Raw genomic sequence first — 12174 nt, forward strand, 5'->3', positions numbered from 1 at the left:
AACGGTCGCAATTTTGTCGTTATTTTTTTATTATCCCAGCCAGTTTTAATGACATTACACAAATCTATGAGCAACGCGCGATTCATCCCTTTTCGAAAACACGACATCATAAATCTTTGCCAAGCTTACTTGGGTGAGCCGCAATCAGCTTCGTTTATGGAGTTTGCTACTCTTTTGCAAAGCGTGACTCATTATCAATATCACGAGCTGCTGGAGTCTTTAAAAAACAACTATGCGCCATTTGACCCAAATAGCGACACCCGCACCCTAACACCGATTACCAACGAGCAACGTGCCAGCTACCAATCTGCCTTTGCAAAAGAGTTTGCCAAAGTACTCAATGCTGCCAATTTTGAAACCATTACCAATCAAGACTTACAAGATGCACTGAATGAAGAGTCTTTATTTAAAGTACGTTTAGCCGTTGAGTTTGATGACTTTGCAGAAGTGGTCTTTTACCGTCGCGGCGAATCGCAAAAAACCGAGACGCTACGCAGTTTTTGGGGGCTTAAGAAAAAGCAGATTCAGTTTACTAACTATGACCGCGTTGCCATATTCATCCGCTTTAAAGACGAGCAGTACTTTTTAGAAAAAGGCAAAATGCCGGTAGGCTTTGAGCCAAACTCAACCATCGTCAAATTATTCCAGAATGTGCCAAAAGCCGATTTAGAAATGCTGTTTCCGAATAGCGAAGTAAAAATGCGTCCAATAGATAAACTGATTATTGGTTCATCAGCACTGATTGGTGGAGCTGTGGTGTTGGTAACAAAATTAGGTGCGTCAATTTTACTCCTGATTGCTATGATTGCCTTTTGGGGTGGTTGGCGCAGTGAAGAAGTGCATATGAGTCAGCAACACTTTATTACCTTTGCAATCGGCATGGGGGTATTTGGCAGCTTTATTTTTAAAGAATGGAGCAAGTTTAAAAACCGTAAAATTCGTTTTATGAAAGCATTAGCCGACAACTTGTATTTTAAAAACCTCGATAACAACGCCGGGGTTTTTCATACCCTAGTCGATGCAGCTGAAGAAGAAGATGTTAAAGAAGCGCTACTTGCCTACACCTTTTTACTAAAAAGCGAATCAGCGATGACTGCACAGCAATTAGATAGTCAAATTGAACAGTGGTTTAACGCGCAGCATCATTGCCAGCTTGACTTTGAAATTGATGATGCTTTAGACAAGCTAGTAAGGCTTGAGCTGGTTCATCAACAAAATAACGTTTATACAGCGGTTGATTTAGATAAGGCCAAACAGCGCTTAGATAGTCGTTGGGATGACTATTTTAAGTTTGCCTAAGCCTTTAAAACCAGGTACTAGCAAGTACACATTAACTTCGAGTCAATTCAACTGGGGTAAATGCAACTTTATCTCAATGTGCTTGCGCAGCGAATGCTCTGCTTTTAGGATAAAATTTTACGGCTAAAAAAAGACCATTCCATGCAATTAAAAAAAACAATTCTTATTGGAGCAAGTTTGCTGTGCGCAGCAACGACGGCTCAAGTATATGCTAACGACAAGTTTGTCTCTGAAGATATTTTTCAACTTGAATACGCAGGCGACCCACAAATAAGCCCTGACGGTAAAAAAATCGTTTATGTGCGCAGCGGCTACGACATCATGAAAGATGGTAACAAGCGTAGTTTTTGGCTGTACGATTTAAAGTCAGGTCAACACACACCGCTGTTTTCAGATGAGCATAACTACAGCCAACCTACTTGGTCTCCTGATAGCAAGAAAATTGCCTTTACCAGCAATTCAAGCGGTTCGAATCAACTTCACGTTTATTGGTTAGCGCAAGATAAACAAGCATTATTAACGCAACTACCAAAATCAGTACGAAACTTAACGTGGTCGAATGACTCTGCACAAATTGCTTTCACTATGAGCATTCCTGAAGGTAAATCTGCGTTCGCTAAATCGGTAAAGCTGCCGAAAAAACCAAAAGGCGCTGAGTGGTCAAAACCAGTGAGAGTGTTTGAAAAAGCACGCTATCAAGCTGATGGCGCAGGCTTTTTAGAGCCTTCATATCGTCACGTTTTTGTTATTCCGGTTTCGGGTGGCACACCACGCCAATTAACATCGGGTGATTATCAGCACTATGGCCCACTTGCTTGGGATCCAAGTAACACAAAACTAGCTTTTTCTGCTGATCGCAATGATGAGTGGGAATATCGCACAACTGAGTCAGACCTCTATGAAATCAATGTAAAATCAGGCGAGCTTACGCAACTAACTGATTTACCGGGCCGTGAGAGTAATCCGCGTTACGCTGAAGACGGTGATGAACTAGCCTTTGTTGCGCGTGACAACGCCCCTGTGCCTTACATTAACTCAACACTATCTATGCTCGATTTAGACGATAAATCAATCAAGCATATTACTGAAAAATTAGACCGCTCAGTGGCTGATTATAAGTGGTCAGGCGATGGCGACTTTGTTATTCAGTACGATGATTTTGGCAAGCGTAAGCTCGCTAAAGTAAACAGCCGCGGTAAGGTCACTGACTTAACTGATACTGTATCGGGCACTTCAATTGGTCGTCCGTATATCAGTGGTAGTTTCAGCATGGCCAATAATGGCGCTATTGCGTACACCACAGGCAGTGAATACCGCCCAGCTGATTTAGGCTACCTATACAAGGGTAAAAGTAAAACGCTAACTTCATTAAATGAAGATGTGTTAGGCCATAAAAAGCTTGGTAAAGTGCACGAACTAAATGTTAAGTCACAGTTCGATGGCCAAGCTATTCAAGGTTGGTACATTACGCCACCTGATTTTGATGAAAACAAACAATACCCATTAATGGTTGAAATTCATGGCGGCCCACATCTTGCCTATGGCCCAAGCTTTACTGCTGAATTACAACGTTATGCCGCAGAGGGTTATGTAGTTGTGTATGTGAATTACCGTGGCTCAACAAGTTACGGTAAAGACTTTGCACTACTGCTAGATGGTAAATACAGTTCAGAAGAAGACTTTGCTGACCACAACTCAGCAGTTGATGCCATGATTGCTAAAGGCTTTATCGACAAAGATAACCTATTTATTGCGGGTGGTTCAGCAGGTGGTATTGCAACGGCTTATGCGGTTGGTTTAACAAACCGCTTCAACGCTGCGGCAATTACCAAGCCTGTGATCAACTGGTTAAGTAAAACGCTTTCAGCCGACAGCTATATTGGTCAAATTCGTAACCAATTCCCTGGCATGCCTTGGGATAATGTTGAGCACTACTGGAAACGTTCGCCACTTTCATTAGTAGGTAACGTCACCACGCCATCATTGATCATGACAGGTGAAGAAGACCGCCGTACGCCAATTTCAGAATCAGAGCAATTCTATCAAGCATTAAAACTGCAAAAGGTAGATACCGTGCTTATTCGTGTACCGGGCTCACCCCATGGTATTGCGGGTCGTCCATCACGTATGATTTCGAAAATTGAATACACGCTTGCGTGGTTCAAACAATATCAGAAGTAATGAATTAAGCAGGAGTGAGATGCTCACTCCTCTTAAAAATAATGATGACTAAGCGCAAGTTGGGCAGACCCTATCGACTGCGCTTTTTCTCCGCACACACCTAAGCTCACATCACAGCTACGTAACCCACGATTATCTAATCGTGCAAATGCGGCAATTGATAACTGCTTGAGCTGTTCAAGTGCTTTACTCGGTAACGGCGAATCAATAATCACAGCTTGCATATCTAATAAACTTAAACTGTTATGCATGGCAATACTGATAGCCTCAGCGGCATTTTCAAGCCAAGGCTGAACGAGTCGATTATGCGCTGTAAACTGACTGTCTGTCAGCTCATACACAGAAATACCCAACTGCAGCTTATCAAACTCGCTTTGCAGTGAAAGTAATGAACATTGGCTAAGTAACTGTTCAAGATCAGTGTTTAGCATTGAGCCTATAGCACCGGCATTACCACTTTTACCTTCGAGAAGCTGATGGTTAATCACCACAGCCCCACCTAAAAAAGCCCCCAAATAAACATACAAAAAATCGCTGTAGTTATTAGGGTTACCAAGGCTTAGCTCTGCACAGCAGGCAGCGTTATTGTCGTTACTAATATAAACAGGGAGCTGGAACTGGCTTTCTAAGTAACCTTTTAAGTCAAAGTTTTGCCACTGACTAAGTGTACTGGTTGCTGAGCCTGAAGCGGCTTGCCATTGCCAAATATCAAACGGCATAGCGACCCCAAGCCCACACACATGTGAGCGCAGCTCAGGCTCTAATTGACTGATTAGCTTTGGGATATGTGTTTCTAAAAATGATTTAAGCTCTTCAACCGATGCTTCATGCACCTCAACAGATACAGACGTCCTTTGCGTGCTTTGTAAGTCAACGAGTATCAGGTCAAAGCGTCGTCGCCCGATTTTCAAACCAAAACTAAATGCACCATCTGGGTTGAGCCTAAACGGCACACTTGGCTGCCCTACTCGCCCTTTAACAGGTGCATCACGAAGCAACAGCTTATCTTCTTCAAGCTTATTAATATTCACTGTTGCCGCCTGAGCAGACAAGGCTAACGCTTTTGCTATTTGTGCTTTAGGCATGCTTTGCTGTTGCCTAATTAAACTTAAGATTGCGCGCTCGTTATTGCTTCTTGGTGCTCGCGATAAACTGCTCTTCATAACATCCTTCTTGATACAAGCTTGATAAGCGGCCTATTAGACCTGTTTGCAGTACTATCTACCAGTCAAAATAATAAATCAACTAGGTTGATTTATTATTTATAGTCGTGAATACTGTCGGCCACAACAATATGAACACATTAACCTGGTGAACTATGCAAACACAGTCCGCTATTGTATCGCGCCAAATGCTTTGGCCTTTTATTCTGCTTACGATTTGCTTTGCTGCTTGGGGTACTGCGGCCAATATGACAGACCCATTAGTGAAAGTTTTTAGCAAAACATTTTCTATGAGTGCGTTGCAATCAGCACTGGTGCAGTTTAGTTATTACGGCGCGTATTTTTGCTTAGCTTTACCGGCGGCCATGATCAATAGACGGTTTAATTATAAAACAGGGCTGTTAGTGGGTTTAGCCATGGCCGCTTGTGGTGCCTTATTGTTTTACCCTGCTAGTCAAACCATGCTCTATAGCCACTTTTTATTGGCCTTGTTTATTCTTGCTGGTGGTTTGTCTATTTTAGAAACCTCTGCCAATCCCTACGTCATGCAGTTAGGATGCGAGCAAACAGCAACCCGCAGACTTAACCTCGCGCAAGCATTTAACCCTGTTGGGACTAATATTGGTGTGTTTTTAGCGGCGACGTTGATCTTACCGAACTTAAATCAAGCTGATAGCGCAAGCCGTGCCCTGATGAGTGAAGCGCAATTAAAAACCGTTGTGAGTGCAGAGCTCGATGCTGTGATGGTGCCGTATGTGGGTATGGCCTGTTGCTTAATCTTACTATGGCTATGTATCTTCTTTAGCCGCTCTCCTGCAACAGAAACAAAAGTAACATCGCAGCCGCGTAAACTTAAAAAGACCTTTCAACATTTGTATCAAAACAAGCATTATCGATTTGGTGTGCTGGCACAATTTTTTAATGTTGGTGCGCAAACCTGTGTATGGACCTACACCATTGGCTACACCATGGAAGCACTTAACACTACAGAAGTTACCGGCGGCCAAGTCTTACAATATTCGATGTTGGTGTTTTTAGTATCTCGTTTCATTATGACATGGCTAATGCGCTTTATTAGCGGCGCTAAATTACTGCGTTTTATGGCTTTAGTTGCAGCCGTGCTTTGTTTTATTGTTACCACCCAAGTTAATTTAATGGGCGTAGTCGCACTTGTAGCTATTTCAAGCTGTCTATCTTTGATGTTTCCAACCATTTACGGCACAGCACTTGAAGGCCTGGGTGAAGATGCAAAAGTTGGTGCAGCTGGTTTAGTCATGGCAATTTTAGGGGGCGCATTTTTACCTCTGATCCAAGCCGCAACCATAGATGCTTTTAACACTGCGGTTTCGTTTGTTGTACCACTTGGATGTTTTCTTATCGTATCTCTTTATGGGCACCACAGCATTAGGTCACCACGACACCAGCAATCATAATTTTTAAAGGCATCTTGCAAAGTCAGATGCCTTTTATAATTGTACTTTGTGGTTAGATAATGTGAAAATCACTATCTTTCTAACTACCTATAAGTGAGTATGAAATCACTTAAGCTTTTTATCTTAAATTACACAGCAAAGCTTAAAAACATGAGTAGCTTTGAGCACTTTCGGTTTTTTTTAATAAAGTATATTTGTTTCTTTTTTGGCTGCTTTATCTGTTTCGTCTTACACGAATATTTTCGTGTTCCTATTGTTGTAGCCGCTGCTGCGACAGGCTTAATCGGTACGTTTTTACCTTTTTCAAGAACGTTAAAATCACACCCTTATGCGGCCATTTACGCTGGTAGCTTTGCTGGCATGTGCTCTTCAAGTTTAATAAACAGTTATTGGGAGCTAAGTCTTATTTCATTGATCGGTGCCAGCCTTTATATTTTGACTATGAATCTATTTGCAGGTTTTGGCGGCCGACTTGGTAGTGTGGCTTTTGCCAGTGTGGCGCTTTATATGCTTGCAAAAGGGATTTTTTGATGAATATATTTATTGCGATAACAGCGTTATTTGGTGCTTACTCAACCTACTTTTTAGCACATCATAATCGCTTCGACGGCATTCGCGCATCAGCGGCCACCAGCATTATTGCATTTGCAATTTTGAGTCTATTTCCCGTTGATGTTGAGCTATACAGCGTGGCATTTTTCGGCGGTACTTTCATCGGTATGAGCGCACCAAAACGCTTTGGCATTTTTACATTAGCCATTGCGTCATTACTATTTGCTTTATTGTTTGAGTACCTCGTGCCGCGCTTACATGGCTATGGCGGTGCATTAGGGTTGAGTGCGTTTTTATCTGTCTGTGTTTGCCACATCGGTATTTTACTCGGCGCGCCACGAAGCAAAAAGAACAACTAATTCCGACTCACCGATTAAAAACCTATACCTTTTTATTAATATTCATTACTATGTTAACAACATGTTTAAAGGTGTAGGTTCTTTATGCTTCTTCGTTCATTGCTGATTGTTATTATCTTCTGCTTTATCAGTAGTGCTACGACGGCGAAAACACTGACCTTTATTGCCGAAGATTTACCCCCATACCATTTTAAAAATCAGCAAGGTAAAGCCGATGGTGCGCTTGTTGAAGTGATAAAGTCTGCCCTAGCGAAAACAAACATCGCTGGCGAATTCTCAATTATGCCAATGGCCCGAGCTTTTCATGAGTTTCAAAATGACCCAAGCATATTGATGATTTCATTGCTAAAAAATGAGTCTCGTGAATATAAATTCCAATGGCTAGCACAAACCTATTTTGCCGATGCTTATTTAGTTGGGCTTGCCAAACAAAACCACGAAATAAAAAGCTTAAAACAAGCAAAGAAATATCGTGTGGCAACAATTCGTGGCTATTCAAGTGAACATTATTTGAAACAAGCCGGCTTTAATGAAAATAAAAATTTGGTGCTGGTCAGTCATTACCATCAACTTTGGCAAATGCTAGAGAAAGGACGAATTGATTTTGTACTAACCAACACGCTTACCTTACAAAACGAACTCGCGTTATCAGGAGTTCTCCCTAATGACATTAATAAGAGCCTCCACTTAGACGACTACCCATCAGGCCTTTATTTAGCCGCGAATCTAAAATTGGACAAGCAACTTGCTATGCAATTGAGTGATGCCATAAAAGCATTGAAACAAAACGGTCAATACCAAGCAATTTTACAAAAATGGCATCTGCCTTTACCTAGATTATAATGAAAAACACGCAATCACCTTACAAAGGCTTAGCTTTAGCTATTTTGCTTAGCTGCTTATCGCTAAATACCCTTGCTATTACCCCTGAACAAGCTTTAGAAAAGCTTAACGAAGCACAATTGTTACGTAACAGTAATCCAAACCAAGCCACTAAAATATTTGAGCAATTAACTAACGACTCAACCCTTTCCAATGAACCTAACATTATACAAGAGGCATTCGAATCGCTGGCATTTATGAATATGGGCAGTGGCGATTATGACCAAGCTCTTAGCTATGCAGAGCAGCTGCTTAATTACGGGGAAAAGCACAATAACCAGTCAGTAACAGTACGAGCAATGCTTATTCAAGGTTACGCACAAGGCAGAAAAAGTAACTTTCTTAAGGCAGAGCAACACTATCGCGATGCATTATCCATTGCCAAACAGATAAATAACTCAGTGCTGATTGCCCAGTCCTATGAGCGATTAGCAGCCATTTTACGCTGGCAAGATAAGTACATAGCTGCCCTCAATGAAGCACAAAAAGCAGTCAATATTTTACAAGAGTTTGATGACGATAAATCTTATGCCTCTGCATTGCAGAACTTAGGTATTATTGAAGCAATTATTGGTGACCACCACGACGCACTAGCCAATCTTACTTTGTCGTTTTCTTTACATCAAAAACTTGACGATAAAAAAGGCATTGCTGATGCACTTTATGAAATTGGCGAAGTTTATCGACGTATGGGTGACAGTGCCCAATCGTTAAAGCACTTTAAAATGTCGCACGTTCTGGATTTAGAAATTGGCTCTAAAGTCGATATCGGTAATAGTGCCATGAAGGTCGGCTATGCAGCGCTAAAACAAGGTGAGCTTACAACAGCCACAGACTATGCAGAAAAGTCGATTAGCTATTATCTACCCTCATCTTCAAACACAGGATTGTGCCGTTCATATAATTTAATGGCGTTAATTGCTCTAAAACAAAATAACATTAGTGAAGCGCAAGCCTATATTGATCGCGCCATGGCAATCGCCACTGACTTTAATTTCCGCTCCCATTTAGTGTCTTTAGCGATCACCCAAACACGTATCTATCAAGCTCTTAATGACCATGCAAAAGCAATTAAAACCGCAGAACAGGCCTTAAACCAGGCTAATGAGTTACAAGATGTCGAAGATCAAATTAGCTTAAATAAATTACTCACTGACTCTTACCTTGCATTACAACTTTATAAACAGGCATTTGAATCGCAAAGCCGCTATCAAACCCTTGAAAATAAAACGGGTAAAAATCAGCACGACTTAACTGTGGCCGCGATGCAAAGCCAAGTCGCCTTTATGCGAAATCAGCAAGAAATAAACCAATTAAGTGCAGATAAACAAATTCAAGCAGCACAACTAAGCGAAAGTGAATGGCAATTTAAAGCCTGGTTACTCGGCCTAAGCTGTGTGATTTTATTGATATCAGGCTTTGGTTACCGCTCATTTAAAAAGCGTAAACTTGCCAGCGAGCGAGCACAACTATTACAAGAAGTCGTTGATAAGAAGAACCGCTTACTAGCCGATGTATCCCATGAAATTCGCACACCACTCACAGCGCTACAATTGCAAGTTGAAGCATTGCAATACAATATCGCAAAAGACGTTGATGCCTCTTACGATGCCATTAATCGAAAGCTAACCGATATCAATATACTGATCCGTGATATCCACCAACTAGCACAAGCAGACTCAGATAGCCTATACCTGAACCTCAAACCCTATTTACTTGCTGATGTATTATCCGTTTGGCAGCAAGACTTTGCTGCTTTTGTACAAAGCAAAGGCTTTGAATTTACCAGTGACATTCATGTTACTGCTGATTTAAAGGTGACATGGGATATCGATAAAATTAAGCAAGTACTGGCTAATCTTTTATCAAACAGCACCTTTTATACTGATAAACCCGGCAAAATTAAATTTATAGCGACAGCCTCAGCGCAGAGTATTACTTTTAGCATTGAAGATACCCCACCCGGCGTGACTAACAATCAGTTAGTTGAAATATTCGAACGTTTATACCGCGTTGATAAATCGCGTAGCCGCCAAACGGGTGGCTCAGGCCTTGGACTGGCGATTTGTAAAAGCCTAATAGAAACGCACAAAGGTACTATCAAGGCTGAGCACAGTGAGTTAGGTGGCGTTAAGATCCTCATTTGCTTACCGCTTATTAGTGAACAACAGGTTTAATTAGCATCTCGATTCCCTGAAATCGCCTCTAAACAGGGCGATTTAACGACATTTAGCCCCATTAATGCCGACCAAGGTCGCATATTATTTAATCAAAAACCGCCCTATATTTTTTAGTACGTTGTACAAATCTCTCACTAAAAAGTATAGGAGCCTCACAATGGCGGGCGAATATCAACAACAATACCAACAGTTCCAGCGCGATCCGGGTCAGTTTTGGCTTGAGCAAAGTAAACGAATTCCTTGGTTTAAAGAGCCAAGTGCCCCTTATCAATATGACGATAATGATTTTTACCATTGGTTTGCCGATGGTCAACTAAACACTTGTTATCTAGCCCTCGACCAACATGTCGAAGCAGGCTATGGCGACCAAACTGCACTAATTTACGACTCCCCTGTTACCAATACTAAACAACAATACACTTATGGCGAGTTACAAACTCAAGTTGCTAAATTTGCAGGACTCATGCAATCCCTTGGCGTAAGCAAAGGTGACCGTGTAGTCATTTATATGCCAATGATCCCACAAGCGGTTATTGGTATGCTAGCGTGTGCTCGCCTTGGTGCCATTCACTCCGTTGTATTTGGTGGTTTTGCACCGCACGAACTCGCGGTGCGTATTGATGATGCAAAGCCTAAGCTTGTGCTTACTGCGTCTTGCGGGGTCGAAATCAATCATGTGATTGAATATAAACCACTGCTTGATGAAGCACTCGAAAACGCCCAGCATACTGTTGAACACTGTATTGTCTTTCAGCGTGAGCAAGCCATTGCCGAGATGCAAGATGGCCGAGACATCGATTGGCAATCAGCCTCTGATGCAGCAAGTTCAGTCGATGCCGTGCCGGTTTCAGGTGACGACCCGCTTTATATTCTTTACACCTCAGGCACCACAGGCACACCTAAAGGGGTGGTTCGAGAAAACGGTGGTCACGCTGTTGCAATGCATTACAGCATGGAGACCGTGTATGGCATGAAACCCGGCGAAGTATTTTGGGCTGCTTCTGATATTGGCTGGGTGGTAGGTCACTCATACATTGTATATGCACCGCTTATTTATCGCTGCGCTACCGTACTTTATGAAGGCAAACCCATAAGAACCCCTGATGCCAGTGCATTTTGGCGTGTTGTTGAAGATTACAAAGTCACCGCCTTATTCAGTGCTCCTACTGCGTTTCGCGCTATTAAAAAAGAAGACCCTACCGCAGAGGGCTTTAAACAATACGATACTTCGAGTTTAAAACGTTTATTCTTGGCCGGTGAACGCTTAGATCCTCCCACGTATGAATGGCTAAAAGACAACACCGGCTTGCCCGTACTTGACCATTGGTGGCAAACAGAAACAGGTTGGGCCATTGCGTGTAATCCAATTGGTATTGAACAGCTTGCCACTAAGGCGGGTAGCTCAACAGTGCCAACACCGGGCTTTGATGTACAAATTCTTGATATGAATGGGCAGCAGTGCTCAGCAAACGAAAATGGTGCGGTGGTAATTAAACTGCCTTTACCTCCTGGCTGCTTACCAACAATTTGGCAAAACAATGAACGCTTTCAAGCGGGTTATTTAAGCGAGTATCCGGGCTACTACCTTTCTGGTGATGGCGGCTATATTGATGACGATGGTTATCTATTTATTATGGGTCGTACCGACGATGTAATTAACGTTGCGGGTCATCGCTTATCAACTGGTGAAATGGAAGAAATTGTTGCAGCCCACCCTGCTGTTGCTGAATGTGCAGTATTTGGCGTTAACGATGCACTCAAAGGGCAATTACCTATGGCGATGATAGTGCTCAAAGACGATTACCTTGGCGATAGCAAAGAAGTCGAGCAACAGCTAGTCCATTCTGTAAGGCATCAAATTGGTGCCATTGCCTGCTTAAAGAATGTTTTGCATGTTGAGCGCCTACCAAAAACCCGTTCAGGGAAAATACTCAGAAAGAACTTACGCCAATTGGTAGATGGTGAAGAACTACAAATTCCATCTACCATTGATGATGCGAGTATATTTGATGAAATCAACCAACAACTTAACAATCGCTGATCTGCGTTTGTAATTTTGTAATGTTACCAAAGGCCTTGTTTAAGGCCTTTATTCGTTTTGGCCTATGGCTTGCAACTTTACTAA

The 12174-nt window shown here is 42.1% G+C and carries 9 protein-coding genes; 8 read left to right on the forward strand and 1 reads right to left on the reverse strand.

Annotated elements, in window-relative coordinates; genetic code table 11:
* The first annotated feature begins 66 nt into the window (after positions 1–66).
* Together IMPJCBKJ_RS05375 and IMPJCBKJ_RS05380 are read left to right on the forward strand one after the other, a co-directional pair.
* Positions 67–1299, forward strand: a complete 1233-nt coding sequence (locus IMPJCBKJ_RS05375) for a TMEM143 family protein (RefSeq protein ID WP_166339247.1) — start codon at positions 67–69, stop codon at positions 1297–1299.
* Between the two features lie 141 nt (positions 1300–1440).
* Positions 1441–3480 carry a S9 family peptidase gene (locus tag IMPJCBKJ_RS05380; RefSeq protein ID WP_054551840.1) on the forward strand — a complete coding sequence of 680 codons (2040 nt, stop codon included), beginning with the start codon at positions 1441–1443 and terminating at the stop codon, positions 3478–3480.
* A gap of 32 nt (positions 3481–3512) precedes the next feature.
* Here the strand turns inward: IMPJCBKJ_RS05380 and IMPJCBKJ_RS05385 are convergent, their stop codons facing one another.
* Positions 3513–4643, reverse strand: coding sequence for an ROK family transcriptional regulator (locus IMPJCBKJ_RS05385; protein WP_166339134.1), 1131 nt, complete (start codon positions 4641–4643; stop codon positions 3513–3515).
* A 155-nt stretch (positions 4644–4798) separates the two neighbouring features.
* On the opposite strand from IMPJCBKJ_RS05385, the gene fucP reads away from it, so the two are divergent.
* The 6 genes from fucP (at position 4799) to IMPJCBKJ_RS05415 (ending at position 12090) form a co-directional block, all read left to right on the forward strand.
* Positions 4799–6076 (forward strand): L-fucose:H+ symporter permease, encoded by a 1278-nt coding sequence (fucP, locus tag IMPJCBKJ_RS05390; protein WP_138599921.1) that lies wholly within the window; start codon positions 4799–4801, stop codon positions 6074–6076.
* 150 nt (positions 6077–6226) lie between these two features.
* Positions 6227–6607: a hypothetical protein gene (locus IMPJCBKJ_RS05395; protein WP_171041543.1), complete on the forward strand. Its 381-nt coding sequence runs from the start codon at positions 6227–6229 to the stop codon at positions 6605–6607.
* The gene (locus IMPJCBKJ_RS05400) at positions 6607–6987 is read left to right on the forward strand and encodes a hypothetical protein (RefSeq protein WP_138599920.1); all 381 of its coding nucleotides are present in this window, start codon (positions 6607–6609) and stop codon (positions 6985–6987) included. The genes IMPJCBKJ_RS05395 and IMPJCBKJ_RS05400 overlap by 1 nt, the downstream gene beginning before the upstream one ends.
* 84 nt (positions 6988–7071) lie before the next feature.
* Positions 7072–7830, forward strand: a complete 759-nt coding sequence (locus IMPJCBKJ_RS05405) for a transporter substrate-binding domain-containing protein (protein ID WP_138599919.1) — start codon at positions 7072–7074, stop codon at positions 7828–7830.
* A complete protein-coding gene (locus IMPJCBKJ_RS05410) occupies positions 7830–10046 on the forward strand; it encodes a tetratricopeptide repeat protein (protein WP_166339136.1) in 2217 nt (738 codons plus the stop codon). The genes IMPJCBKJ_RS05405 and IMPJCBKJ_RS05410 overlap by 1 nt, the downstream gene beginning before the upstream one ends.
* A 160-nt stretch (positions 10047–10206) precedes the next feature.
* On the forward strand, positions 10207–12090 hold the full coding sequence (locus IMPJCBKJ_RS05415) for a propionyl-CoA synthetase (RefSeq protein WP_166339138.1): 1884 nt from the start codon (positions 10207–10209) through the stop codon (positions 12088–12090).
* Positions 12091–12174: the final 84 nt, after the last annotated feature.

Source organism: Pseudoalteromonas sp. MB47, assembly GCF_011319765.1.
GTDB classification, from domain to species: domain Bacteria; phylum Pseudomonadota; class Gammaproteobacteria; order Enterobacterales; family Alteromonadaceae; genus Pseudoalteromonas; species Pseudoalteromonas simplex.